This window comes from Paraburkholderia sp. J76 (assembly GCF_905220295.1).
Classification (GTDB): Bacteria; Pseudomonadota; Gammaproteobacteria; order Burkholderiales; family Burkholderiaceae; genus Paraburkholderia.
The window spans coordinates 234,595-260,071 of record NZ_CAJMZJ010000009.1 but is presented as its reverse complement, the minus strand read 5'-3'; the positions used below and the strand labels follow the sequence as shown (position 1 = coordinate 260,071).

Here is a 25,477-nt window from a genome sequence, read left to right as displayed (position 1 = left end):
AGATTGATCATCATAGCATGGCGGGTTCCATTACACTGAGGCGTCGATCGGCGGCTGTAGTCCGCCATCGTTGCTGAAAATCCGGGAGCGCAATGAAGCCCATGACCGAACGCACGACCGAAAGCACAAGCGAGCCCACAGCCGCCAATCCTGACCGCGCCGGCCTCCTGGCGGCCCTCACCGAGGCCGATCTCGACGCGCTGCGGCGCGCGAGGCACCAGCTTGAAACGCCGCCGCTCGGCATGAAGCTCGCGGCCATCGTGGGTGCGCCGGTGGAAAAGCTGATGGCGCGGCTGCCCGGCGTCGCGAACGACAAGGTGGCCGACGCAACGCAAGCCGCACTGCGCAAGTGCCTGCAGCTCGCGCTGAAAACGCTCGGCAAGCAAGACGCGCTTGCCGGCGGCGAAACCCGCAGGAACGCCAGGCCGAACAACCTGATGCACAAATTCGCGGTCGCGACCACGGGAGCGGCGGGCGGCGCATTTGGCCTTTTCGCACTGCCGGTCGAGTTGCCCGTCACGACCACGCTGATGTTCCGCTCGATCTGCGACATCGCGCGCAGCGAAGGCGAGGACCTGACGAGCACCGGCACCCAGTTGCAATGCCTGACCGTGTTCGGCATGGGTGGCCGCTCGGCCGCCGACGACGAAGCCGACTTCGGCTATTTCATCGTGCGCGGCGCGCTCGCGAAGGCGGTCTCGGCGGCATCGTCGGAAATGGCGACGAAGGGCTTCGCTGCGCACGGCTCAACTGCGCTCCTCAAGCTCATGCAGACCGTGGCCGCGCGCTTTTCCGTGCAGGTGAGCGAGCAGGTCGCCGCGAAATCGATACCGGCCATCGGCGCGGTGCTCGGCGCGATGGTCAACACCATGTTCATCGATCATTTCCAGCAGGTGGCGCACGGGCACTTCACCGTGCGCCGGCTCGAGCGCCTTTACGGCGAAACCGCCGTACGCGCGGCCTACGAAGCGATCGACCTCTCGCTCGACTGACGCGGCTGCGGTTTCTCTTCGCCGCGCGCGGGCGCCGGCGTCACGCGGCGCACGAAGCTCGCGGCGACGTCGAGGGTGAGGCGTGCTTCGGGCATGAAAGGCGCGTAGATCGGCCAGATGTGCGGCATGCCGCTCGCAATCTCGCATTCCACCGCCACGCCTGCGTTGCGCGCGCGCTCAGCTACGCGGCGCGTGTCGTCGAGCAGCGTTTCGGAGCTTCCCACGAAGAGGCTGAGTGGAGGCAAACCGCGAAAGTCGGCGTACAACGGAGAGACGTAGGGATCGGTCGCACTGGCCGAGCCGAGGTAGAACGGCGCGATGCGCGCGAACACCTCGCCGCAGAACATGGGATCGCGCCCGTCGTTCTCGCGTATCGAGGCACCTGTCGCGGCAAGGTCCGTCCAGGGCGAAAAGAGCACGGCGCCGGCTGGCAGCGGATCGCCCGCGTCGCGCAAGGCGACGAGTGAGGCTAGCGCAAGCCCGCCGCCCGCCGAGTCGCCGCCGATCACAATCGAGCCGGCCGGCGTTCCTTTGGCCAGCAGATGGCGATAGGCGGCTAACGCGTCCTCAAGCGCGGCGGGAAACGGATGCTCGGGCGCGAGGCGATAGTCGAGCGAAAAAACGTCGGCGCCGGCGCGCTTGCCCAGACCGAACGAAATGGCGCGCTGCGAGCGCGGCGAGCAGAAGTAATACCCGCCGCCATGCAGGTAAAGGACCGTGCGCGGCGCGGGCGAGTGCTCACAGATGAGCCACTCGCCGCGCAACGGAACATCGGAGGGGTCGTACTGTTCGCGCAAACGCCAGCCGCCCGGCACGCCCGGCGTCCAGATGCGCCTTGCCGTCAGCATGCGCACACGCGCGACGTTGATCGATTTGCGGGTTTGCGGAAGAAAAGTGCGGCGCAAGAACCTGCATATCAGCCTGCTTTGCCAGCTCATCGGCTTCAGCCCTCCGCGGCGCTCAAACTGCGCCCGACTGGCATTCGGCGGTGGTCAATTAGCGGGCAGCACCTGGCCGCGAATCTCGCCCGACGGATTCTGCGCCGTATGAACGTTGAAATACCACTTGCCGCCCATCAACTGCGTGACCTGCTGCTCGTTGAGCGTCGCGGAGCCCTTGATCGGACTTGCCAGTTCGCCCTTCGGAATCGGCACCTGCACGCCCGCGTTCTGTCCCACCGGCGCGGGGCCGTGGAAGTGCGCGGCCGTCGCCGGCCCGGAAAGCCCGTCGTAAGTGACCGTCCAGTTAAGCGATTTCGTGGACGTGTCGAAGGTGGCGTTGAGCATGCCATGGCCCTGGCTCACACGCGGCGGGACTTCGCTGGACGGTTCGAGATCGGCTTTCAGCGCGACGGTGTCGGCGTAAGCGGCACTGGAAGCGAGAACACACAGAGCGAGAGCGAACTGCAGCGGACGAAGCACGTTCATGGCATTTCTCCTGTTTTTGTGGCGCGCTGCACCAGAAGGCGCAAAACCGCGTCCCCACATGCTAGAGCAAATCCGGGGCGCGCGTCCGCTGCGCCGATGTCGGCCCAACGTAAGCGACGTGCAATAAAAAAAGGCGCCGCAAGCGGCGCCTTTCAACCCAGGTACTACCTTCGTGCCATCCGGCGTTACGCGCTCCCGTTCGAGATGCTGGTGACAGCCACGAGCGGGAGCACGACAGCTCCGAATTTTTAGAAGCGGTGACGGATACCCGTCGTGATGATCCCCTGGTTCTTCGACGACGAGAAGTTGTCGTTGCCCTGGAAGCCGACTTGCGTGATACCCACGGCGTTCTGGCCAGCGCCCCACATGCCGACGCCTTCGAGGTACACGTCGGTACGCTTCGAGAGCGAGTAGTCGGCCTGCAGCGCGAACTGGTGCCAGTGCGCCGAGTTGCTGCCGTTCGCGTCGAGCACCGAGCCGTTCGCGTTCGTGTACGTGTACATCGCGCCGATGCCGAGAGCCGGCGTCAGGTTGTAGCGCAGGTTGCCTTCAATGTTGTTGAAGCGCAGCGAATTGCCGATCGCATCGTTGACGCGCGACTGCGTGAACACGACGCCGCCGATCATCGGACCGTAGGTGTAGCTTGCGCCCGCACCCCAGTTGCGCTGACGCTCGTTGCCGCCAAGCGCGGCCAGCGCGCCAAGCGTGTTCGCGATCGGCGAACCCTGGACGGCGCCGCCGCCGGTGGCGTTCACGCCATTGACTTGCGTGTAGGCCGCGCCAAGACGCAGGCCCTGGTATGCGTAGCTCATACCGGCGCTATACGCGCGGTTGACCGCAAAGCCGCCAGCCTGGTTCGAGAACGCGTAGAGGCCGCCGAACTGGAAGCCAGAGAAGTTCGGGCTGGTGTACTTGACCGAGTTGTTGAGCGAGAACGTGCCGTTCAGGTCGTCGTTGTCCATGAGGTGCGCCGTGTAGGTGCCGCCCCAGGTGCCGACAGCCGTGAGCGGACCCACGTAGTCGATCATCGAGTCGAACTGGCGACCGAACGTGAGCGTGCCGAACTGGTCTTGCGTCAGGCCGACGTACGCCTGACGATTGAACAGGCCGCCATTCTGCTGGCCGTTCGCGACGTCAAAGCCGCTTTCGAGGGTAAAGATCGTCTTCAGGCCGCCGCCGAGATCTTCAACGCCACGCAGGCCCCAACGGCTTGCCTGGATGTTGCCGCTCGTCAGCGCAAAATTCTTGTTGCCGTTGACATTGGTCGTGTAGGTAATGCCGGCGTCGACAATACCGTAGAGCGTGACGCTGCTTTGCGCGTACGACGCCGATGCAAAAGTCGCCGCAACTGCTGCCGCGATCGCCAGTTTCATTTTCATATGCTTCCCTTGATGCAAGGCCTTTCGGCAAAGATGGATGCCGTCGCCGACCTCACGCCGGCATAGCAATTCCGTAGTGCGGTGAATGCACACCGCGCTTATCCGCATCGAGAAGTTTATGGGCGCCCCCTTTCGACAGACCACCCGATATTTCGGCAAAAGCCTTTTTGAATTAGTTGAATTTCGCTGAGGCAAGCCCTCAAACGCTTGCGACTCAATGCTCACGACTTATCTCGTTTTCCTGCGCTTTCGCCATTTCATTCGGTATCCAAATAAAGCGTTGTAGCTGGACAACATCGCTATTTCGGGATAACCCATCGATTCGCACGAATCCGATTCCGCTCGCACAATGCGCATCGGTAACACGTTTACTGCACGCGCCCGCGCGCCTCTGCCGACCTCATTATTTTCATCGCAATAGCCATCCCGCTCGTGTCCACGCTCCCCAAAAACATGAATCAGCTTCAGGCCATGCGCGTGTTCGTCAGCGTTGCCGAGCACGGCTCGTTCGGCCGCGCAGCGGCGAGCCTGAACTTGTCGAATGCAGTGGTCACGCGCTACGTGGCGTTGCTCGAAGCTCATCTGGAAACGCGGCTCATCAACCGCAACACGCGCAGCGCGTCGCTCACGGAGGCAGGCGCCGAGTATGCGCAAGGATGCCGCCAGGTACTGGACGATCTGGCGCGCATCGAAACGCACATCGTGCATGGCGTGTCGGTGCCGTCGGGCACGCTGCGCGTCGTCGCGCACGCATCGTTTTCGCTGCACGACCTCACGCCGATGCTCAAGTGCTACCTCGACGCGTTCCCGAAAGTCCGGCTCTCGCTGACGCTGCTGCACCGGCCGGTCGATCTGATCGAGGAAGGGTTCGATGCCGGCATCGTGGCGCCGCGTCAGGTGAGCGGCGGCACGCTGATCCGCCGTCCGCTTCTGAGCGTCGCCCCGGTCGCCGTCGCCGCGCCCGCCTATCTCGCGCGCCATGCGGCGCCGCAATTTCCTGCGCAGCTCGCGGGCCACACGCTGCTTGCGCCTTCCGCCGATATTCACGGCAACGAATGGCACTTCGAAGGCCCGGGAGGCGCCCGCGAACCGGTGCTGATCGAACCCGCATACGCGGTGAACAATTCCGTGATGCTGCGCCAGGCCGCGATCGCGGGCATGGGCATTACGATCCTGCCGGCGAACCAGGTGGACGCCGATCTCGCCACCGGGCAGCTCGTGCGCGTGCTCGCCGGTTGGGACATCCGTGACGCGGACAAGGAACTGTCGCTCGTCTACCCCGGCCGCCGCCATGTTCCCGCAAAAACACGGTCGTTCGTTGACTTCACGGTCGAATGGTTTCGGCGGCACGACATCGCAACGGCAAGCGCGATTACCAGCATTCCCTGTAATAGTTAATTGATCGAAATTATCTCGATTAATCGTCGCCCGGCGACTAAGCTACCCGGTGCGAGAAGTGACTCTTCATCGAAGGGTCTCCAAGCTTGAACGCGGCTTCGGCCGCGTTTTTTTTCGCCCGCTTTTTTGTATTCCTGATGGACGTCCATCACGCGAGCAGCGCGGCCTGCTGCTCGATTGCGCCGAGCATCGCCTGGCACGTGCGGATGAGCGCATAGCCCTCGGCACGCAGTTGCGCGGCAGTATGCGTGTTCATGTGACTGCGAAACGTCTCCAGTTCGGCGAGCAGCGCGGGGTATTGCAGCACGCCCACCGCGCCGGCGAGCCGGTGATGCCACTCGCGCAAGCGGGCGACATCGGCTTGTTCGAGAAGCGCCGGCAACGCGTCGAGGTCGTCGCGCATGGCCGTGACGAACGAGCCGAGCAACGTCTTGAGGGTAGCCTCCCCGCCCCAGACCTGAGTCATATGCGCGAGATCCAGCGGCTCGAACGTGCGCGAGTTTGCCTGCTTTGCTGCGGGCGTTCCCCCGGAAGGCGCGCCCTGCGCGGGCGCAGACTCCGAGGCCCCCGTCGCGGCTGGCGCCCTTGAAGCCCTCGGCGCGGCCTGCCCGCTCGCACCGCCCTCGCGCGTGGCTTCGTCCTGCGAAGCGCGCTGCATGCCTTCCACGCCGAACCAGCGCGCGAGATGCTCGCGCAGCGTGGCCACGCGCGTGGGCTTGATCAGGCAGTCATCCATGCCCGCCTCGCTGCACTGGCTCATGTTCTCGGGCGCCGTGTTCGCCGTGATGCCGAGTATCGGCAGGCGCCGGCCGCCGCGCGCCTGCTCCATTTCGCGCACGCGCCGCGCGAGATCGTAGCCGGAGACGTTCGGCATATGGCAGTCGGTGATCAGGCAGCCGTACTCGCAAGCGGCCAACGCTTCGAGCGCCTGCGCGCCGTCGTCAACGACATCGCATGCGAATCCGATCAACGCCAGTTGATGGCGGATCAATTCCTGATTCACAGGGTGATCCTCGGCCACGAGGATGAGGCGCCCGGCAACGCGTTCCCGCCCGCGATCCGGCACCGGCAGCGTCGACTCGACGGCGGCGGCGGGATGCACCGCGCTGCCGGCGTTGAGCGGCAGACCCGCCAGCGCCATCGCGCACGCGGCGCTCAAGCCGCGCCAGGACAATGGATTGACGCTCACGCGCACTCCGTTCTCGGCGACGCGATAACCGCTTGCCTTCGGATTCTCCGTCAGACACAGCACCGGCGTGCCCAGCTTGCCCAGTCGCCCGACCAGCGCTTCAGATGCGAATATCAGATCGACTTTGTTCGCGCTCGCGGCGCGCGCAAGCGCCGCCGGCGCGACACGGCGCATTTTCATGCCGAGCGCCGTCCCAAAGTGCATCAATGCGGCGGCCACGCTCTCGTCTTCGCTTGCGACCAAAGCGCGCTTGCCGCGTAGGCCGCCGGCCACGCAGCTACGCTTCTCCACCGGCAATTCGATGTGCAGCGTGAGGCAGGTGCCGCGATCCGGTTCGCTCGTCAGGACGAGCGTGCCGTTCATCAGCGCCGCGAGCTTGCGGCAGATCGTCAGGCCGAGCCCCGTGCCGCCGAAACGTCGCGTGGTCGATGTCTCGGCCTGCACGAACGGTTCGAAAAGTTGCGCCTGCACTTCGGACGCGATACCGATACCCGTATCCGTCACGGAGATCGAGAGCCGCTGGCGTGGGACCGCCTCGCCGCGGGCGCCCAGGTCGAGCGCGCGAACTTGCACGCTGACCTCGCCCGCCAGCGTGAACTTGATGGCGTTGCTGAGCAGATTGAAGAGAATCTGCCGCAGCCGCACGCTGTCGCCGCGCAGGAGCGCCGCGACGTCGGACTCCACGTCCACGCGCACCTTCAGGCCCTTCTCGTGCGCACGCGCGGCCAGCAGCCCGACGGCATTGTCGACGAGTTCGCGCACGTCGAACGGCTGCGAGTCGATCACGAGGTGGCCGGCCTGGATCTTCGAGTAGTCGAGCAGATCGTCGAGTATTTGCAGCAGCGCGCCCGCCGATTCGTGCACCATTCCCACCATCTGCGTCTGGTCGGGGTTCAGCGGCGTGCGCTCCAGCACCTCCACGAGACCCAGCACGCCGTTCATCGGCGTGCGGATCTCGTGGCTCATCATGGCGAGGAAGTCGTCTTTCGCGCGCGAGGCGGCTTCGGCGGTGTCGCGCGCGTGCTCCAGCTCGCGGGCGCGTGCGTGCTCGACGTTCGCATCGAGCGCGTAGCCGCTCCACACGATCGCGCCGTCTTCGGCGCGGCGCGGCGCGAACTCCGCGCGCACCCACGCCAGTCCCGCCGCGCCGTGGAAGCGGAACTCGGCCTGCACAGGGATGAACCGGCGGGCGGAGCGCTCGAGCTGGGCGACAAGGCGCGCGCGATCGTGCCGTCCCACCCGCGAGAGGTCGATCGAAGGCGCGTGACGAAGCGCGTCGGCAGTATCGCCGAGGAGCCGCTGCGTGTCGCCGCCGATATACGGAAACGAGTAGCGGCCGTCGGGCGCGCGGCGCAACTGGAACACGACGGCCGGCAGCGAACCCGTGACCTCCGAGAGGAGCCGCATCGAGTCGCGTTCGCGCAGCTCGGCCCGGCGAATGCCGGTGACGTCGATCATCGTGCCTAGCACGCAGAACGGCGCACCCTGCGGGTCGCGGCACAGACGCGTCCAGAAGATGCCATGACGCGCCTCCCCTGCCGCGTTCTCGAAGGTCAGCTCGACGCGCTGGCTCTCCCCCTCGACCACGGTGAGCCGGTACAGCTCGTCCATGTGGCGGCTGTTTTCGGCGCCCCATGCCATCACGTCCGAACCCGTGCGCCCGAGCACGAGGGCGCGCGAGCGGCCCGTCGCCTCCTCGTAGGCGCGATTGATCGCGAGGTAACGGTTCTCGAGATCCCGCGCACCGAGCGGATACGGGATCATCTCCATCATCGTGTCCTGCAGTTCCACCTGCCGCGCGAGCACCTGCTCCGCGCGCCGCCGCCTGCGCATCTCGCGCTGGAGCAACACATAGGCGCGCAGCGTGACGAGAAGCAACACGCCGAACACGATGAGCAGCGGCAGCAGGCGCAGCGCGTTCACGCTCCAGCCGCCGGTTCGCGTGGAGACGGCGGCGGTCCAGCGATTGCGGATTTGCTGCTGCTCGGCGGGCGACATCGCACCGAGCGCGCGATTCATGATGCCCGCGAGCGGAGCGAGGTTGCAGCTCACGGCAAAAGCCGTCGAATCGTCCAGACCCACCGCGCCCAGCACCTTCAGCGTCTCCAGATAGGCGCCGCTGAGCGGCGCGTCGAGCGCGGCGGCATTGCCCACCAGTACGTCGGCTTCGTGGCGCGCAACCATCGCGAGCCCCGCGTCGAGGCTTGCGGCGCGCACGACCTGCGTGCTGCCTGCGGTGTCGCGCGGCATACCCGGCAGATCATCCAGTTCCAGTGCGTGCGGCGCCAGCACGATACGGCGCCCCGCGAAATCGGCAAGCGAGCGCACCATAGGCTCGCCGCGGCGCCCCACCATGACGAGCGGATAGTGCTCGAACGCTTCCGTATACGCCACGCGGGAGCCGAGCACGCCATCACCCACCGAGGTCGCGGCAAGCGAAATCTCGCCACGCTGCATCGCCGCCCCCGCGCTCGTCCACGGAGAAATCGGCACGCGTTCGAAGGTCACGCCGAGCCTGCGCCCCAGATAGTCGAGATAGTCGTTGGCCATGCCCGACGGCTCGCGAGCCTCTTTCGTAAAGCTAAACGGGAACCAGCTACTGTCGTAGCCCACTTTCAGCGGCGGCAAGGTGCGCAGCCATGCCCGCTCGCCGGCGCTCAGGCTGAAAGTGGACGGCGCCGTTTCTCCGGGCGCGCCGCCGTCGAACCAGCGTGCCCGCTCGGCCTGCGCCGCAGCGGGCCGCACGGCGGCAAGAAGAAGGTCGAGCCGATCGCGCAGGACCGCCTTGGAGAGCGGCACGCCGTAACGCAGCTCGCGCATGCGGTCGCGCTCCTCGAAGGCGACGCGCAGATCGCCGAATCCGTCGAGCGTAAGCTGATAGTGCGCCACGGGCGAAAAGCCTGCATAGACGTCGGCCTTGCCTTGAGAGACCGCACGCAGCGCTGCCTGCGTGCTCGTGAACGTTTCGATGCGCGCCTGCGTGAAGCGCGCGCGCAATGCGGATTCGAGGGCGTAGCCGCGCTCGACGGCAAATGTCGCGCGCGCGAGGCGCGCGGGCTGCGTTGCGAGCGACGTATTCCCGGCTCGCGTGACAAAGGCGGTGGTGCCGTTCAGATAGGGCACCGTGAAAGCGAGACAGCGCTCGCGCGTGGGCGTGCGCGCAAGGCTCATCACGATGTCGATGTCGCCGGCACAAGCCGCCGTGAGCAATGCCGGCATGTCCGAAAAGATGCGCGGCTGCAGCTTGACGCCGGCGCCGACCAGGAGGCGCAAATAGTCGGCGCTAAAGCCTGTAAGCGTAGTGCCGTCGAGCACTTCGAGGGGTGCCCAGCCGCCCGCCACCACGCCGACGACGAGCCGCGGCGGCAACGCCGTGGCGACCTCCCGCGAAAGCGCGACGCCCTCGCCGGGCAGTTCACACGGCGTCGCTGCGCCCGCGGCTGCCGCGCCCGTGAGCACGCATGCCGCGACGAGCGCGTACGCAAACCCGCATGCAGGCGCGCGCCGCAGCCACGATGCAGCCGTGCGCGCGCGAAGACAAAGAATGCGGAAAATGGACCTCATCGCCACGCGCCATACCGGAATTCAAACGCCTTCGCGAACCGGCGCGGGGACAAGACGCGAGCGACGGCTCACGAGGCGATACATCGCGCCGGCCGCGGCTCCCCCTGACAACGGCGCCGCCCAGAAAAGCCAGAGCTGATCGAGCGCCCACTCGCCGACGAACAGCGCGGGACCGGTCGAGCGCGCCGGATTCGCGCCGCCGTTGCTCACGGGAATGGCGAGGAGATAAACGACGGCAAGGCAGGCGCCGGTGGCGAGCGCCGCGGCCTTGCGGCGCTCGGCCCTGCTCGACATCAGCAAATGAAAGAAGACGAACACGAACGAGACCGCCGCTTCCAGCATGAATACGGCCCAGAGCGCGTATTCGGTTGGCGAATGGTCGTCATAGCCGTTGCTACCGAGGTCGGACACCGCGAGGGAAAAGCCCGGACGCCCGCTCGCCACGCGAACGAGCAACGCGGCGCCGACAATGGCGCCGATGGTTTGCGCCGCGAGGTAGGGCCCGGTGTCGCGCACGGGAAAACGCCCGGAAACCGCGTAGCCAATCGTGACGGCGGGATTGAAGTGGGCGCTCGCCGCGCGCGCGGCGGCATAGTTCGCCACCGCGAGCGCGAGCCCGAAGGCCACGGCCATTCCCAGCGTGTTGCAGCCCTGCGAGGGCGGACTCGCGTTCAGCGCCGTGGCGGCGCAACCGGCGAACACGAGCCACGCAGTGCCCGCACCTTCGACCGCTAAACGCCCACCGAGCTTCATTATTTCGCCCCCGAGTCCGGACTGCACCTCGCCGCCGATCCGACCGCGCCGTCCATTGATCGCATTGCGGGGACAGCACTATCTGACGAGCCATAAGTTGAGCTTGGGATTATGAGGAGACGACGCCCGCAATCAGATAGGAGAAGTCCTAAAACGCTGTGCGCCTTGCGCAGGTCAAGGTGAGAGAAATTCCTACGGAAACTGGAATGATTTCGGGATGCACGCCGCTCGGGGATGAATCAGGTCAGCCCCATCTGCGTAGCGAAGTCGCTCAGGTCGCGCTCCGTGGCGAGCCCGAGCTTGCGCATGGTGCTGCGTTTTTGCGCGCTGATTGTTTTGCCGCTGCGTTGAAACCGTTCGGCAATCTGACAGACCGACATCCCCTGCGCGTAAAGCTGGAAGACTTCCCATTCGCGCGCGCTCGGCATGCCCGCGCAGGGAGCGCACGTGGGGTCGACGCGTGCGAGCGTTTCGCGTGCGCGGCGTGAGAGGAACGGCGTGCGGACGCGCGCGGCGGCAACGGCAAGCAGGAGATCGTGCGCGACGTCGCGCTTGTCGACAATGACGTTTAGCCCGCGATGCACGAGGCCCATCAGAACCTGCGGCGTCGACACCATGCTCAGGACCACAACCGCAGGCGCGCCGCGCGTATGGGCGAGGCGCCTCAGCAACGTGAGCGAGCCGTATTCGCCGTCCAGCCCCGGCATGCAGAGATCGGAGACGACGACGTCGCAGGCGGTCATGTCGAGTTGCGTGGCGAGCGCAAGCGTGTTGTCCGCTTCGCCCACGACGAGCGCTCTCGCGGTTGCGTGCAGCAGATTGGCTACGCCGAGCCGGATGCACGCGTGGTCGTCGGCAACAATCACGCGCAGCGGCTCGCCTGGAAGAAGCGCGGTTTCCCGGGCGCGCCGGACGTGTTGCATGGAAGCCCTTGCGTGCGAGAAGTCGCTCAGGTTGGCTCGCCCTGCGTCACGCCGCATTCGACAACGAAGCGATAAAGCTCGATGTCGTTGCTGAGCGCGAGCTTCTTCATTGCCGCGCACTTTTGCGCGCTGATCGTCTTGACGCTGCGCCCGAGCAAACCCGCTATTTCCGTCACGCCGAGCCCCGTTGCATAGTGCGAGATCACCTCGAGTTCGCGCCGGGTGAGAACGCGGTGCACCTCTTCGCGCCGCTCGGCGCGCGCCGCCTCGGCGAGCAGATCGCGCACGACAGGCCCAACGTATTGTTCCTGCGCCATCGCAGACATGATCGCAACCGGAATCAGGTCGATGCGGTCACGCTTGCTGAGCACCGCATTCACTTCGAGATCGATGGCCTTGCGCAGTACCGACGCCTCGCTTTCCATCGTGAGCACCACCACTGCCTTTTGCGGGAACCCGGTGCGAAAGGCGCGGATGGCCTCGGGTCCGTCCAGCTCGCCGGGCAACGCCATGTAGAGGTCCATCAGGACGAGATCGAAGGCGTGCTGCCCGGCCACTTCGAACAGCTCGGCCACGCTGCGCGCACGCGCGACGATCTGCACGTTCGGATAGTTGACGAGCATGCTTTCCAGCGCATAGACCACGAGCGGATGATCGTCGGCGATGATCACGCGCACGGGCGCCGCGGGATCGGCCGTATCAGGCATGACGTTGCGCGCCTCCACTGGCGTGCGCCGTTCGTCGTGCTCATGCGTGGTGTGGCGGGGAGCGGCGGCCGCAGGAACGGTCGCAGCGGCGGCGTCGGCCAGCGGCAAGGAAAGCGGGTTCATAGGAGTCCGTGCGCCCTGACAAAGGCGAAGAGCCCGGCGTCGTTGCTCACGCCGAGCTTCGCCATGGCGTCGCGCTTCTGGCTGCTCACGGTACGCACATCGCGGCCGAGGGCGCGCGCAATTTCCGTGATCGAATTGCCGCCCGCGAACTGGCGGATGACCTCCGACTCGCGCGGCGTCAAACGCGGCACGCACATGTCGGGCGGGCAGGCGGCGGCAGTCAGTTCGCGCTCGATGGCCGGGCTGAGATGGGCAAGCCCTTTGGCGGCGCCGCGCACGATGGTCGCGAGGTCGTCCATGGGCTCGGTTTTACGCAACATGGCGACCACCCCCGAGTGCGCCACTGCGCGCAGGACGACGGCGTTCGCCACGCTGGTCAGCACGACCACGGGAATATCGGGCCACTCGCGGCGCAAACGCCGTACGAGGCGCAGACCGTCTTCGGGTTCGCCGGGAGCCGGCGGCATGTTGAGATCGGTGATCACGACGTCGCACGGGACGGTTTCGAGCGTCTGCAACAGCTCTCGCGCGCCGCACGCTTCACCCACGACCTCGATATCGTCCCCCGCGAGGAGCGCGGAGCGAACACCAAGCAGAACGAATGGATGATCGTCGGCGAGGACGACACGTAGCTTCACACTGAATCTCCTTCGAGGTGGACTTGTGCGGGCGCGGTGCGCCTCTTGAGCGCACCGGCAACCAACAACATCGACAAGGTCGTTCATCTGACCATTGAATGCCAGCGATCGAAATCGGAGATTTCCGAAACGTTAAATGTTCCTTAATTTTATTTTTCACCAAACTTATGCCACGTGTTTAACGTTTTTGAGAATATTACGCGGCCCATCCCCATTCCTGAGATAAATCCTACGCACAACCTCACTACGCCGTAACGCGAGTCCGAGCGCGTTGTCTAGCTTCGCCGGAGGCCCCGGCGCCGCAGCGCTCGCGAGGCGCGGCGAATGCCGGCCATGCCAGCGCTGCGCACAGCGCGGCCGCGGCCCAGACCGCGGGCCACCCGAACGTCGACAGCAGCAGCGGGATCGCCGAAGGCGCGACGAAGAACGCCAGGAACGCGCCGGTGTTACCCATTGCAAGCGCGGTCCCCACACGGCCGTTGCCTGCGAGCGTCGCGAGTTCGGTGAAAGCGACGCCATGCCACGCGGAAGCGGCAATGCCGCCCAGCACGATCACCACGGCGAGCAGCACGACCAATGCGCCGCTCGGGCGATGCGTATGCGAGACAAAAGCCGTCAGCGCCGCAAGCACGACGAACAGCGCGACGGTGAGCGCAGCGCTGCCGCGCAGCCAGATGCGTCGCTCGCCGTGGCGATCGGTCCAGCGGCCGCCGTACACACGCATGAACGCCGCGCCGCCCTGCACCGCCGCGAGCGTCGCGCTGACCGCCGCCGTGCCCGCATGGCCGACGTCGTGCAAAAAGATGCTGGCGAACGAGAGCACGGCCACCTGCGGAATGCACAGCACGCCAATGCCCGTCACCATGCGCCATACGGTCGCGCTGCGCAGGGGCGAAACGGCACGTTGCACGGGCACAGCGGGATCGTGCGAGGCAAGCGTCGCATTCGCGGCGTCCTGCGCGTGCGCGGGTTCGTGCAACCAGACTATCGTGAGCACGGCGGACACCGCGCACATCAGCGCGAGCGCGCCGTACACCGCCGCGAATCCAGCATGCTCGGCGAGCGCCGGCAGCACGAGCGCGCCAAGGCCGCCTCCGGCTGGCACCGCGGTTTGCCGGATGCTCATCGCAAGGCCGCGCTCGTGGGTGGCGAACCACGCCATCACCGCGCGCCCGCTCGAACCGTTCACACTGCCGCCAAGGAGGCCGAGCGCGAGCAGGCCTGCCGCGAGCATCGTCGTACCGGGGGCGTGCGGGCCCGCCGGTGCGCCCCACAGCGCCATCGCGACGAGCGCGAGCGCTGTGGTGGTCAGCCCCGTGAGAAGCACGCGGCGGTCGCCCCAGCGATCCGTGAGGAGTCCCCAGGGAAGCTCGCTCAGCACGATGCCGAGCCCCAGCATGCCGAGCACAACGCCCAGTTCGCCCGTGCCGAGGTGGTAATCCGAGCGGATCAACACGCCCGTTGCGGGAATGCCGCCGAGCGCCGCCGCAAAACTGGCGTTGGCCGCCACCCCCACTGCGAGCACTTTCCAGCGGTGTGCCGCGCCCCGCGTGTTACTTCGTTCCATGATGACCTCTAGAAAACGGTTGACTGAGGCCATCGTAGAGGCGCACCATCTATCGGAAAAGCGGGAAATTCCAATTTATAAATTCGGAATTTACGAATCATATTTCCGAATCAACGAGCAGGCAGAAACGAACCGGATCCAGTTGAGCCATGAACGCACGCGGTTTCGATCTCGCGCAGTTGCGCACCTTTATCGCCGTAACCGAAGCGGGCAGCGTGTCCGCGGGAGCGGAGCGGGTGTTCCTTTCGCAGTCGTCGGTGAGCGAGCAGTTGAAGAAGCTCGAAGAGCGCGTCGGCCAGCCGCTTTTCGTGCGCAGCAAACAGGGGATGTCGGCCACGCCGGCGGGCGTGAAGCTGCTCGACCACGCGCGCCGCATCGTCGCGCTTTGCGACGCCGCGTTCGACGACATGCTCGGACGCTCGCTCGACGGCGAGGTGCGCATCGCCATCACCGACTATTACCGTCCCCATGACGTCGCCGAGATCATCCGGCGCTTCGCGAACCAGCATCCGCGCCTGCGCCTGCATGTGACCGTGATGCCGAGCGCCGTGATCGACAGCAGCGCCGACGAGAACGCCTACGACATCGGGCTCTCGCTGCGGCTGACGGAAGAAGGGCGCGGCGCGCACAGGAGCACGTCGATACGGCGCGAAAAACTGGTGTGGGTGGGCGCGGCGCAAACGCTGCGCGAGCGGCCCGCGCTCACGCCGCCCTGGCCGCTCGTGCTGCTGCCGGCGACCTGCCAGTTGCAGCGCCGCGTAGTGAGAGTGCTCGACGAAGCGCGCATGCCCTACCTGATTTCGCATTCGGCTTCGGGCGTGGCCGGGTTGCAACTCGCGCTCAAGGCCGGGCTGGGGATCTCGTGTCTGAACGAATCGGCGATCGGCGAAGGGCTCATGCCGTGTCCGGCTTCATTCGGCTTGCCCGCGTTGCCCGCGGCCGAATTCCATCTGTTGCCGGCCCGGCCCGGCGAGTCCGCGCACGTGACGAACGCGCGCGCGGCGCTCGCGGAACTGCTCGGCTGACGCGCTCCCGGCCAGGCGCTTAACCAGCAGCCTGAACCAGCTCCGCAAAACGCAGCAGATCGACGTTGCCGCCGGAGATGACCACGCCCACGCGCTTGCCGCGCACGTCCACCTTGCCGTGCAGCACCGCCGCCGCCGCGAGGCAGCCCGTGGGTTCGACCACGATTTTCATGCGGCTCGCGAAGAACTTCATCGTGTCGACGAGTTCCGCATCGCTCACCGTCACGATCTCGCTCACGCGCTCGCGAATCACCGCGAAGGTCAGATTGCCGAGGTGCTGGGTTTGCGCGCCGTCGGCCAGCGTTTTCGGCGTGTCGATGTGGACGATTTCGCCCGTCTGAAGGCTGCGTTGACCGTCGTTGCCCGCTTCCGGCTCCACGCCGATCACCGTGCACGCGGGCGAAAGCGCATGCGCGGCGGTCGCGCAGCCCGACAGCAGTCCGCCGCCGCCGAGCGGCGTGATCAGCAGATCGAGTTCGCCCGTTTCCTCGAAAAGCTCCTTCGCGGCGGTGCCCTGCCCGGCCATCACGTGCGCGTGATCGTAAGGGGGAATCAGCGTGAGCCCGCGCTCGGCGGCAAGCCGCTTGCCGAGCGCCTCGCGGTCCTCGGTGTAGCGATCGTAAAAGACGACTTCGCCGCCATAGCCGCGCGTGGCCTCCACCTTCACGGCGGGCGCGTCGTGCGGCATGACGATCACGGCCTTCACGCCGAGCAGGCTCGCCGAAAGCGCGATTGCCTGCGCATGGTTGCCCGACGAAAACGTGATCACACCGCCCGCCTTCTGCTCCGGCGTGAACTGCGCAATCGCGTTATAGGCGCCGCGGAACTTGAACGCGCCCATGCGCTGGAGGTTTTCGCATTTGAAGAAAAGCTGCGCGCCCGTGCGTTCGTTCGCGGTGCGCGAGGTCAGAACCGGCGTGCGGTGCGCGATGCCGCGCAGGCGTTCGTGGGCGGCGGCGACGTCTTCGAAAGTAATAGGCAAAGTGCTCATGATCGTTCTTCGGCTGGCAGGTAGGTGTAGACGGTCGAGCGCGCCACGCCGAGCGTGGCGGCCACGTCGGCGAGCGCATGACGCAGGTTCAGAAGTCCGTTCGCCGCGAGTTCGCGCACGGCCTCGCGGCGCTGCGCGAGCGTCATGCCGATGGGCGTGGTGTTGCGCGCGGCGGCGAAGCGTTCGAGCGCCTCGCGCACACCGGCCGCGCCGCGCGGCGCGAGCGTTTCGGTCACGGGCGCGGTCGTGCCGGTCTGGATCAGTTGACCGAGACCCGCCGTCACCGCGCCGAGCAGCGAGACATCCATGTTCAGGCAGAGCGCGGCGACGCACTCGCCCGCGCTGTTCTTCAGGCCGACGGAAGTGCTTTTGGCCGGACGCCCGTCGGGAAAGCGGTTCGGATAGTTGGACACGACTTCGGGAAAGCCGGGGTCGGTGATGCGCGCGAGGCCCATTTCGGTGGCGGCGTCGCCGACTTGCCGCCCTGACAAATTGTTCGAGATCGCGACGACGGAGTGGTCGGGCCGCGTGAGGTCGTGCAACACCACCTCGACGAGGGGCGCGAGCGTCTGGCCGAGCGCCGCGACGATCTTCTCGCCCTCGCGCAGGAGCAGGGCGTTTTCGTCGATGGAAGGGGCTTTGCGGTTTGGCATCATGATATTGGACATTTTGACAGTTAATGACTGAATGTCAATCGGTTAAATCTGGCGGATCAAGCTCGCGGGTTGCCGTATGCGGCGGCTCAACGCGCGAAAAAAAACCCCGCCCGAAGGCGAGGTCAATCAGACACGAGGAAAATGCCGCTCACACCGTGAAGCGCTCGCTGATGAACTGCGCAGACGGCACGCCCGAGCGCGCCGCCACCGCTTGCGCGGCGCTCACCATCGCCGGCGGACCGCAGACGTAGAGATCGGGCACCGCGCCGCCGGCCGCGAGCGCGCCGGCGAGCGCGTCGACGGGCGTACCGTGCGAGCCTTGCCAGTCGTCGCTGGCGTCGCGCACGCAAAGCTCCACATGCAGTTGCGGCAGCGCCGCCCGAAGCGCGTTCAGCTCGTCGAGCAGAAACAGCTCGGTCTCGCGATTCACGCCGAAGAACAAACGCGCCTCGTTCGTCTCGCCGTACTCGGCCATGCGGCGCAGCATCGAGAGCACGGGCGCGAGGCCCGTGCCGCCCGCCACGAACCAGCGCGGGCGCAGACTGTCGGCGATCAAACCGAAACCGCCTTGCGGACCGTGAACGGTCAGCACGTCGCCCGGCTGCGCCCGCTCGCGCAGATACGCCGAAAACTCGCCGTGCGGCCGCAACCGGATCAGGAACTCAAGGCGCCCTTCCCAATTGCTCGTGTTCGAAAGCGAGAACGGGCGCTTCACGCCTGCCTCGGGCAATTCCAGCTCCGCGAACTGGCCCGCTTCGAACTCGGCGGCGCTGCCGCTCGCTTCGTCGGCGTCGAGAAGCAGTTCGAGACGGCGCGTGTCGTCGGCGATCGTTTCCAGCGCGGCGATGCGCGCCGTGCGCACGGCGACCGGCTGCAGCAACACCTTCGTGCGGTCGTAGGGCGCGGCGATGCGCAAGTCGGCCGCAGGCAGCGTGCGGCATAGCAGCACCGCTCGCGGCTCGTCCGGGGACAGCGCGTGAGCGCTGTGATCGCCGAGTGTGTACGCGCCTTCGGTCACGATGGCGTGGCATGCGCCGCAACTGCCGCGGCGGCACTGCGAGGGTAGCGTGATGTCGGCCGCCGCCGCTGCGCTCAGCACGTCCTGCCCCGGCTCGCACGCGAAGCCGAATGCCTCGCCGTCGCGCGTGGTCAGCTCGATTTGATAGCTCATGACGTTTTCACCCGCGCTTAAGCGGCCTTGCGCGCAAGCGCCGCGCTCAGGTCCGCCTGCGCATCGCCGATGGGCGAAATGCCGAACTGCTTGACGAGAATGTCGAGAACGTTCGGCGTGAGGAAGGCCGGCAGCGTGGGTCCGAGGTGGATGTTGCGCAGCCCGAGCGCGAGCAGCGTGAGCAGCACCGCGGCGGCCTTCTGCTCGAACCACGACACCACGAGCGTGAGCGGCAGATCGTTCACACCGCAGCCGAAGGCCTTCGAGAGCGCGATGGCGATCTGGATCGCCGAGTAGCTGTCGTTGCACTGGCCCAGATCGAGCAGGCGCGGAATGCCGCCGATGTCGCCGAATTCGTGGCGGTTGAAGCGGTACTTGTTGCAGCCGAGCGTCATGACGACGGTGTCGTCCGGCGCGCCCTGCGCGAACTCCGTGTAGTAGTTGCGGCCGGGCGCGGCGCCGTCGCAGCCGCCGATCAGGAAGAAGTGGCGGATCTGGCCTGCCTTCACGGCGTCGATCACCTTGTCGGCCACGCCGAGCACCGTGTTGCGCGCAAAGCCGATGGTGATGGTTTCCTCGGGTGCCGTTTCGCGGAAGCCCGGCAGCGCGAGCGCGGCCTGCACGAGCGGCGCGAACGCATGATGTTCCAGATGGCGCACGCCCGCCCAGCCCACCGGACCTGTCGTGAAGATGCGCTGACGGTACTGCGGCAGCGGCTCGATCAGGCAGTTGGACGTCATGAGGATCGGGCCGGGGAAGTTCGCGAAGTCCGACTGCTGGTCCTGCCATGCGCCGCCGTAGTTGCCTGCCAGATGCGCATACGCCTTGAGTTTGGGGTAGGCATGGGCGGGCAGCATTTCGCCGTGCGTGTAAATCTGCACGCCGGTGCCCTTGGTCGCTTCGAGCAGCGCTTCCAGATCGCCGAGGTCGTGGCCCGAAACCAGGATTGCTTTGCCCGCGGCGGCAGTCATGCGGACGGCAGTGGGTTCGGGCATGCCGAAGCGGCCCGTGTTCGCGGCGTCGAGCAGTTCCATCACCTTGAGATTCAGGTTGCCGAGCGCGAGCGCATGTTCGAGCAGATCGCCCGCCTGCGCGGGTTCGCTCGCGAGAAACACGAGGGCGGCTTCGACGCCCGCGTAGACTTCCTCGCTCTCGTAGCCGAGCACGCGCGCGTGATGGGCGTAAGCACACACGCCTTTGAGCCCGTAGAGCACGAGGGCGCGCAAGCCCACGACGTCCTCGCCCACTATCGAGAGCCCCGCCTTGATGCCGACGAGCGCAGCCTGCGCCTGCAGTTCGGCGAGGTCGTTGCCCGGCTGCCAGAGCGCGGCGCCGCCCGGCTGTACGGCGGCGACGCCTTGCGCCAGCGCGAGCGCCTCGCAGGCCGACTTCACGCGGTCGCGATGTTGCGCGGCTTGGCGCAGCATCGCCACGAAACGGCTCGCATTGAAGTTGACGTTGGTGAGCGTCGTGAACAGCGCGTAGAGGATGAAGCGGTCGGCTTCGCGATCGGGGGCGCCGAGGCCGCGCGCGAGCGCGCCATACTGCGCGATGCCCCTGGCTGCGTAGATCAGCAGATCCTGCAGATCCGCAGTGGGGGCGTCCTTGCCGCAGTTGCCCCTGGCCGAGGCGCACCCCGGGGCGGCTTGGGTGCGGTCGGTCTGTTCACATTGATAGCAAAACACGGCTTTCTCCTTTTCCTTGTGGGGTGACGGCGCGAGCAGTCTTGAAGATGCAAAATTCATGCATCTTTTTTATGGTGGCGCGCCGGCGGGAGTTCTGCCGTGACAAAAATCAGAAAACGCGTCGCTTGAGGCGAAGAAGCGGCTGGGTGGGCGAAAAGGTCGCAGTGGCCGGCACCAGAGTCGTTCGGTTCGAGCGCGCAAAGAAAAAGCCCCGGTTCGACCTCGTGGTCGAACCGGGGCTTCGGGTCCCGCGATTTCGATCGGATGTTTTAGAACGGAATATCGTCGTCCATCTCGTCGAAGCCGCCGCCAGCCGGCGCGCTCGAACGGCCGCCGCCTGCGCCGCCGCCCGCACCGCCGCCGCTCGAACGCGGCGCGCCGCCGCCGTTGCCACCCGCGGCACGGCCACCGCCGCGCGGAGCCGACTGCTCACGGCTGTAGCCGCCGTCGTCGCCCATGTCGCCGCCCATCGACGCCCCGCCGCTGCGGCCGCCCAGCATCTGCATCTGGTCGGCGACGATTTCCGTCGAGTAACGGTCGGTGCCGTCCTGCGCCTGCCACTTGCGCGTGCGGATACGGCCTTCGATATAGACCGACGAGCCCTTCTTCAGGTACTCCGAGACGATCTCGGCCAGGCGCCCGAAGAACGACACGCGGTGCCATTCGGTCATTTCCTTGAACTCGCCGGACGCCTTGTCCTTGTAGCGGTCGGTCGTCGCGAGGCGAATGTTCGCCACGGCGTCGCCGCTCGGCAGATAGCGCACTTCCGGATCGGCGCCGAGGTTGCCGACGAGGATCACCTTGTTCACGGATGCCATGAATTTCTCCTGTTTGATTCCGTTGCGAGGAGCGGCCGCGCGGTGCGCGCCGGCAAGCGCCCGATGTGTCTCGAGCGCCTTCGCCGGCTACGAACCGCCTCCGCGAATTGCGTTGCTGTGAACCGCTGGTTCCGAATCAGGCCCGCTCGGGTCAAGCCCGCGTGGCTTCAGCCCGCCTGGGCGGCGCCTTCATATTGGCCGCGATTATAAGCCAGCACAAGACGAGCCCCGAGCATGCGTAAAAGACCGCGCTCGCGCCCTCGTGCTTGAGCAGATAGCCGCCCACCACGCCGCCGAGCGCAAGCCCGATCGACTGCGTGGTGTTGTACACGCCCGTGGCCGCGCCCTTGCGGTTGCCCGGCGCGAGCTTCGACACGAGCGAGGGCTGCGAGGCCTCCAGGATGTTGAAGCCGAGGAAGTACACGAACAGCACGGCCGACACGATGACAAGTGTATGCGCAAGCGAGCCGAGCAAAAGCTGGCCGATCAGGATAAGACCGATCGCAGAAACGAGCACGGCCTTCATCTTGCCCCGCTTCTCCGCGACGATGATGGCCGGCACCATCATGACGAACGCGAGTCCCATGACCGGCAGGTAGATCTTCCAGTGCGACGCCACCGGCAGCCCCGCGTCCACGAGCAGGCGCGGCACGACGAGAAAGAGCGCCGTTTGCGTGGCGTGCAGCACCAGCACGCCGAAGTTCAGGCGCAGCAGTTCCACGTTGTGCAACACCTCGCCAAACGGGGCGCGCACGTGCACGGGCTTGCTGGGCGCGTCGGGCACGACCCAGATCACCACGCCCACGGCGAGAATCGAGAACACGCCAACGAGCGCGAAGAGGCCGCTCATGCCGACCCAATGGAACACGATCGGCGCGCCGACGATAGCCACGGCGAACGACATGCCGATCGAGCCGCCCACCATCGCCATGGCCTTGGTGCGATGCTCCTCGGCGGTCAGGTCGGCGATGAACGCGAGCACCGCCGAAGAAACGGCGCCCATGCCCTGGATCACCCGCCCGACAATGATCCACGTCATGTCGTGCGCGCCCGCGGCGACGAAGCTGCCGATGGCGAAGATGACGAGGCCGGCGGCGATGACAGGCTTTCTGCCCACCATGTCCGACACCCAGCCGTAGAAAATATAAAGAAGCGACTGCGTGACGCCGTACGCGCCGAGCGCGATGCCGACCAGCAGAAGGTTGTCGCCGCCGGGAACGGTTTTCGCGTAGACGGAAAACACCGGCATGATCATGAAGAGACCGAGCATGCGCAGCGCGAAGATCGCCGCGAGCGAGACGGTCGCGCGCAACTCGGGCGCGCTCATGCGTGAGGAGGTAGCGGGTGAATTGGAGGACATCGGAGCGTTATGTGTTCGGACCGCAGGTGCCCGCACGTTTATTGACCGGGACGCTCCCTGACGCGCCTCTTTCGAGGCCCTTGCACTTGCCGCTCCGGGCCCTTTCAAAGACCGTCAGCAAGCCGTAACGGCGGTCTGGAAAAGTCGTTATAGTAGCAGGTTTGGTTTCCCTTTCTCCCGCAGGTTCATGGAACAGATCCGTATCCGTGGGGCCCGAACCCACAACCTGAAGAACGTCAATCTGGACCTGCCGCGCCACAAGCTCGTGGTGATCACCGGGCTGTCGGGCTCGGGCAAGTCCTCGCTGGCCTTCGACACGCTCTACGCGGAAGGTCAGCGCCGCTACGTGGAAAGCCTCTCGGCCTACGCGCGCCAGTTCCTGCAGCTCATGGAGAAGCCCGACGTCGACCTGATCGAGGGTCTGTCACCGGCTATTTCCATCGAGCAGAAGGCGACGTCGCACAATCCGCGCTCCACGGTCGGCACCGTCACGGAGATCCACGACTATTTGCGTCTGCTCTACGCGCGCATCGGCACGCCGTACTGCCCGGATCACGAGATACCGCTGGAGTCGCAAAGCGTCTCGCAGATGGTGGACGCCGCGCTCGCCCTGCCCGAAGAAACGAAGCTGATGATCCTCGCGCCCGTGATCGTGGACCGCAAGGGCGAACACGCCGAGCTTTTCGACGATATGCAGGCGCAAGGCTTCGTGCGCTTCCGGGTGCGCTCGGGCGGCGGCACGGCCAACGAAGGGGAAGCGAAGATCTACGAGGTGGAGTCGCTGCCCAAGCTCAAGAAGAGCGAGCGCCACACCATCGACGTGGTGGTGGACCGCCTGAAGGTGCGCCCCGACATGAAGCAGCGCCTCGCGGAGTCGTTCGAAACCGCGCTGCGTCTGGCCGACGGCCGCGCCATCGCGCTCGAAATGGACACGAACCGCGAGCATCTTTTCAGCTCGAAATTCGCCTGCCCGATCTGCTCGTATTCGCTGCCGGAGCTGGAGCCGCGCCTCTTCTCGTTCAACAACCCCATGGGCGCGTGCCCCGAGTGCGACGGTCTGGGCCAGATCACGTTCTTCGATCCGAAGCGCGTGGTGGCGCACCCGTCCCTGTCGCTCGCGGCGGGCGCGGTGAAGGGCTGGGACCGGCGCAACCAGTTTTACTTCCAGATGCTGCAGAGTCTCGCGGCGTTCTACGACTTCGACATCGACACCGCGTTCGAGGACCTGCCGGAGAAAGTGCGCAAGATCCTGCTCTACGGTTCGGGCAAGCAGGAAATTCCGTTCTCGTACATCAACGAGCGCGGCCGCACGTCGGTGCGCGAGCACGTGTTCGAAGGAATCATCCCGAACCTGGAGCGCCGCTATCGCGAGACCGATTCGGCCGCCGTGCGCGAAGAGCTCTCGAAGTACCAGAACAACCAGGCCTGCCCGCACTGCGAAGGCACGCGCCTGCGCCGCGAAGCGCGTTTCGTGCGCATCGGCCTGAATGAAGACGCGCGCGCCATCTACGAAGTGAGCGGCTGGCCGCTGCGCGACACGCTCGGCTACTTCCAGACGCTGCGGCTCGAAGGCGCCAAACGCGAGATCGCCGACAAGGTGGTCAAGGAAATCGTCGCGCGCCTCATGTTCCTCAACAACGTCGGGCTCGACTATCTTTCGCTCGAACGCAGCGCCGAAACGCTTTCGGGCGGCGAGGCGCAGCGCATCCGCCTCGCCTCGCAAATCGGCTCGGGCTTGACGGGCGTGATGTACGTGCTCGACGAGCCGTCCATCGGCCTGCATCAGCGCGACAACGACCGCCTCATCTCCACGCTCAAGCATCTGCGCGACCTTGGCAATTCGGTGATCGTCGTCGAGCACGACGAGGACATGATCCGCATGGCCGACTACGTGGTCGACATGGGTCCGGGCGCGGGCGAGCACGGCGGCATGGTGATTTCGCAGGGCACGCCTGCGCAGGTCGAGCACGATCCGGCCTCGCTGACGGGCCAGTATCTCTCGGGCGCGCGCCGCATCGACTATCCCGACGAACGCATCGAGCCCGGCGAGCGCCGCCTGCGCATCGTCGAGGCCTACGGCAACAACCTTAAGCACGTGACGCTCGACCTGCCCGTGGGTCTGTTGACCTGCGTGACGGGCGTCTCGGGCTCGGGCAAGTCCACGCTCATCAACGACACGCTGTATCACGCCGTGTCGCAGCATCTGTATGGATCGTCGGCGGAACCGGCGCCGTTCGAGGCGATCGAGGGCATGGAGCACTTCGACAAGGTCATCAACGTCGACCAGTCGCCCATCGGCCGCACGCCGCGCTCGAATCCCGCCACCTACACGGGCCTCTTCACGCCCATCCGCGAGTTGTTCGCGGGCGTGCCGGCGGCCAAGGAACGCGGCTACGAATCGGGCCGCTTTTCGTTCAACGTGAAGGGCGGCCGCTGCGAAAGCTGTCAGGGCGACGGCGTGCTGAAGGTGGAAATGCACTTTCTGCCCGATGTGTACGTGCCCTGCGACGTCTGCCACGGCAAGCGCTACAACCGCGAAACGCTGGAGATCCAGTACAAGGGCCGGAACATCAGCGAAGTGCTCGACATGACGGTCGAAGCCGCCTGTGAGTTCTTCAAGGCGGTGCCGGTCGTGGCGCGCAAGCTCAAGACGCTGCTCGATGTCGGCCTTGGCTATATCCGCCTCGGCCAGTCGGCCACCACGCTCTCGGGCGGCGAGGCGCAGCGCGTGAAGCTCTCGCTGGAACTTTCCAAGCGGGACACGGGCCGCACGCTGTATATACTCGACGAGCCGACCACGGGCCTGCACTTCCACGACATCGCGCTCCTGCTGGAGGTGATTCACCGGCTTCGCGATCAGGGCAACACGGTGGTCATCATCGAGCATAATCTCGATGTCATCAAAACCGCCGACTGGGTCGTGGACATGGGTCCGGAAGGCGGCGCGGGCGGCGGCCAGATCGTGGCCCAGGGGACGCCCGAACAGGTGGCGAAGTCGAAGGCAAGCTTCACGGGCCGTTATCTCGCGCCGCTGCTCAAGCGCCAGATTGCGGCGCTGGACACGGCCTCGGGAAAATGACGCGCTAACCTGGCACGTGGCCAGGCCGGAAA

19 protein-coding genes are annotated in these 25,477 nt (G+C 66.1%); 4 read left to right on the top strand and 15 right to left on the bottom strand.

The window, feature by feature from the left end:
- The first annotated feature begins 92 nt into the window (after positions 1–92).
- Complete coding sequence (locus U5768_RS19370; RefSeq protein WP_415913934.1) at positions 93–992, top strand: EcsC family protein; 900 nt, start codon at positions 93–95, stop codon at positions 990–992.
- Here U5768_RS19370 and U5768_RS19365 read toward each other — a convergent pair.
- From U5768_RS19365 to U5768_RS19355, 3 genes are all read right to left on the bottom strand, one after another.
- Positions 962–1,930, bottom strand: coding sequence for an alpha/beta hydrolase (locus tag U5768_RS19365; protein ID WP_322032000.1), 969 nt, complete (start codon positions 1,928–1,930; stop codon positions 962–964). The two genes, U5768_RS19370 and U5768_RS19365, sit on opposite strands and share 31 nt — an antisense overlap.
- Before the next feature lie 54 nt (positions 1,931–1,984).
- Positions 1,985–2,419, bottom strand: coding sequence for a CHRD domain-containing protein (locus U5768_RS19360; protein WP_322031999.1), 435 nt, complete (start codon positions 2,417–2,419; stop codon positions 1,985–1,987).
- A 248-nt stretch (positions 2,420–2,667) separates the two neighbouring features.
- Entirely contained in the window at positions 2,668–3,798 is a 1,131-nt protein-coding gene (locus U5768_RS19355; protein WP_322031998.1) for a porin, read from the bottom strand.
- A gap of 453 nt (positions 3,799–4,251) precedes the next feature.
- Between U5768_RS19355 and U5768_RS19350 the strand changes: the two genes are divergently transcribed.
- Positions 4,252–5,196: a LysR family transcriptional regulator gene (locus U5768_RS19350; protein ID WP_322031997.1), complete on the top strand. Its 945-nt coding sequence runs from the start codon at positions 4,252–4,254 to the stop codon at positions 5,194–5,196.
- 148 nt (positions 5,197–5,344) lie between these two features.
- Here U5768_RS19350 and U5768_RS19345 read toward each other — a convergent pair whose 3' ends face one another.
- The 6 genes from U5768_RS19345 to U5768_RS19320 form a co-directional block, all read right to left on the bottom strand.
- A complete protein-coding gene (locus U5768_RS19345) occupies positions 5,345–9,949 on the bottom strand; it encodes an ATP-binding protein (protein ID WP_322031996.1) in 4,605 nt (1,534 codons plus the stop codon).
- A gap of 21 nt (positions 9,950–9,970) precedes the next feature.
- Entirely contained in the window at positions 9,971–10,702 is a 732-nt protein-coding gene (locus tag U5768_RS19340) for an aquaporin (RefSeq protein ID WP_322031995.1), read from the bottom strand.
- A 239-nt stretch (positions 10,703–10,941) separates the two neighbouring features.
- Complete coding sequence (locus tag U5768_RS19335; protein WP_322031994.1) at positions 10,942–11,625, bottom strand: response regulator transcription factor; 684 nt, start codon at positions 11,623–11,625, stop codon at positions 10,942–10,944.
- 26 nt (positions 11,626–11,651) lie between these two features.
- The gene (locus tag U5768_RS19330; protein ID WP_322031993.1) at positions 11,652–12,455 is read right to left on the bottom strand and encodes a response regulator transcription factor; all 804 of its coding nucleotides are present in this window, start codon (positions 12,453–12,455) and stop codon (positions 11,652–11,654) included.
- Positions 12,452–13,093, bottom strand: coding sequence for a response regulator transcription factor (locus U5768_RS19325; protein ID WP_322031992.1), 642 nt, complete (start codon positions 13,091–13,093; stop codon positions 12,452–12,454). Before U5768_RS19325 ends, U5768_RS19330 begins: the two co-directional genes overlap by 4 nt.
- 244 nt (positions 13,094–13,337) lie before the next feature.
- The gene (locus U5768_RS19320) at positions 13,338–14,660 is read right to left on the bottom strand and encodes an MFS transporter (protein WP_322031991.1); all 1,323 of its coding nucleotides are present in this window, start codon (positions 14,658–14,660) and stop codon (positions 13,338–13,340) included.
- 149 nt (positions 14,661–14,809) lie between these two features.
- Between U5768_RS19320 and U5768_RS19315 the strand changes: the two genes are divergently transcribed.
- Positions 14,810–15,685 (top strand): LysR family transcriptional regulator, encoded by an 876-nt coding sequence (locus U5768_RS19315; RefSeq protein ID WP_322031990.1) that lies wholly within the window; start codon positions 14,810–14,812, stop codon positions 15,683–15,685.
- A 19-nt stretch (positions 15,686–15,704) separates the two neighbouring features.
- On the opposite strand, the gene U5768_RS19310 is transcribed toward U5768_RS19315, so the two are convergent.
- From U5768_RS19310 to U5768_RS19285, 6 genes are all read right to left on the bottom strand, one after another.
- Positions 15,705–16,676, bottom strand: coding sequence for a threo-3-hydroxy-L-aspartate ammonia-lyase (locus tag U5768_RS19310; protein WP_322031989.1), 972 nt, complete (start codon positions 16,674–16,676; stop codon positions 15,705–15,707).
- Positions 16,673–17,332 (bottom strand): helix-turn-helix transcriptional regulator, encoded by a 660-nt coding sequence (locus tag U5768_RS19305; protein ID WP_415913933.1) that lies wholly within the window; start codon positions 17,330–17,332, stop codon positions 16,673–16,675. Before U5768_RS19305 ends, U5768_RS19310 begins: the two co-directional genes overlap by 4 nt.
- Before the next feature lie 148 nt (positions 17,333–17,480).
- On the bottom strand, positions 17,481–18,503 hold the full coding sequence (locus U5768_RS19300; RefSeq protein WP_322031988.1) for a 2Fe-2S iron-sulfur cluster binding domain-containing protein: 1,023 nt from the start codon (positions 18,501–18,503) through the stop codon (positions 17,481–17,483).
- Between the two features lie 17 nt (positions 18,504–18,520).
- On the bottom strand, positions 18,521–20,188 hold the full coding sequence (hcp, locus tag U5768_RS19295; RefSeq protein WP_322031987.1) for a hydroxylamine reductase: 1,668 nt from the start codon (positions 20,186–20,188) through the stop codon (positions 18,521–18,523).
- A gap of 269 nt (positions 20,189–20,457) precedes the next feature.
- Positions 20,458–21,006 carry a single-stranded DNA-binding protein gene (locus U5768_RS19290; RefSeq protein ID WP_322031986.1) on the bottom strand — a complete coding sequence of 183 codons (549 nt, stop codon included), beginning with the start codon at positions 21,004–21,006 and terminating at the stop codon, positions 20,458–20,460.
- A 151-nt stretch (positions 21,007–21,157) separates the two neighbouring features.
- Complete coding sequence (locus U5768_RS19285; RefSeq protein ID WP_322032031.1) at positions 21,158–22,333, bottom strand: MFS transporter; 1,176 nt, start codon at positions 22,331–22,333, stop codon at positions 21,158–21,160.
- A gap of 220 nt (positions 22,334–22,553) precedes the next feature.
- On the opposite strand from U5768_RS19285, the gene uvrA reads away from it, so the two are divergent.
- Positions 22,554–25,445, top strand: a complete 2,892-nt coding sequence (uvrA, locus tag U5768_RS19280) for an excinuclease ABC subunit UvrA (RefSeq protein ID WP_322031985.1) — start codon at positions 22,554–22,556, stop codon at positions 25,443–25,445.
- The last annotated feature ends 32 nt before the right edge of the window (positions 25,446–25,477 follow it).

Coding starts and splice junctions, on each gene's coding strand:
- U5768_RS19370 (WP_415913934.1), top strand. CDS start 93: ATGAAGCCCATGACCGAACGCACGACCGAAAGCACAAGCGAGCCCACA.
- U5768_RS19365 (WP_322032000.1), bottom strand. CDS start 1,930: ATGAGCTGGCAAAGCAGGCTGATATGCAGGTTCTTGCGCCGCACTTTT.
- U5768_RS19360 (WP_322031999.1), bottom strand. CDS start 2,419: ATGAACGTGCTTCGTCCGCTGCAGTTCGCTCTCGCTCTGTGTGTTCTC.
- U5768_RS19355 (WP_322031998.1), bottom strand. CDS start 3,798: ATGAAAATGAAACTGGCGATCGCGGCAGCAGTTGCGGCGACTTTTGCA.
- U5768_RS19350 (WP_322031997.1), top strand. CDS start 4,252: ATGAATCAGCTTCAGGCCATGCGCGTGTTCGTCAGCGTTGCCGAGCAC.
- U5768_RS19345 (WP_322031996.1), bottom strand. CDS start 9,949: ATGAGGTCCATTTTCCGCATTCTTTGTCTTCGCGCGCGCACGGCTGCA.
- U5768_RS19340 (WP_322031995.1), bottom strand. CDS start 10,702: ATGAAGCTCGGTGGGCGTTTAGCGGTCGAAGGTGCGGGCACTGCGTGG.
- U5768_RS19335 (WP_322031994.1), bottom strand. CDS start 11,625: ATGCAACACGTCCGGCGCGCCCGGGAAACCGCGCTTCTTCCAGGCGAG.
- U5768_RS19330 (WP_322031993.1), bottom strand. CDS start 12,455: ATGAACCCGCTTTCCTTGCCGCTGGCCGACGCCGCCGCTGCGACCGTT.
- U5768_RS19320 (WP_322031991.1), bottom strand. CDS start 14,660: ATGGAACGAAGTAACACGCGGGGCGCGGCACACCGCTGGAAAGTGCTC.
- U5768_RS19315 (WP_322031990.1), top strand. CDS start 14,810: ATGAACGCACGCGGTTTCGATCTCGCGCAGTTGCGCACCTTTATCGCC.
- U5768_RS19310 (WP_322031989.1), bottom strand. CDS start 16,676: ATGAGCACTTTGCCTATTACTTTCGAAGACGTCGCCGCCGCCCACGAA.
- U5768_RS19305 (WP_415913933.1), bottom strand. CDS start 17,332: ATGATGCCAAACCGCAAAGCCCCTTCCATCGACGAAAACGCCCTGCTC.
- U5768_RS19300 (WP_322031988.1), bottom strand. CDS start 18,503: ATGAGCTATCAAATCGAGCTGACCACGCGCGACGGCGAGGCATTCGGC.
- U5768_RS19290 (WP_322031986.1), bottom strand. CDS start 21,006: ATGGCATCCGTGAACAAGGTGATCCTCGTCGGCAACCTCGGCGCCGAT.
- U5768_RS19285 (WP_322032031.1), bottom strand. CDS start 22,333: ATGAGCGCGCCCGAGTTGCGCGCGACCGTCTCGCTCGCGGCGATCTTC.
- uvrA (WP_322031985.1), top strand. CDS start 22,554: ATGGAACAGATCCGTATCCGTGGGGCCCGAACCCACAACCTGAAGAAC.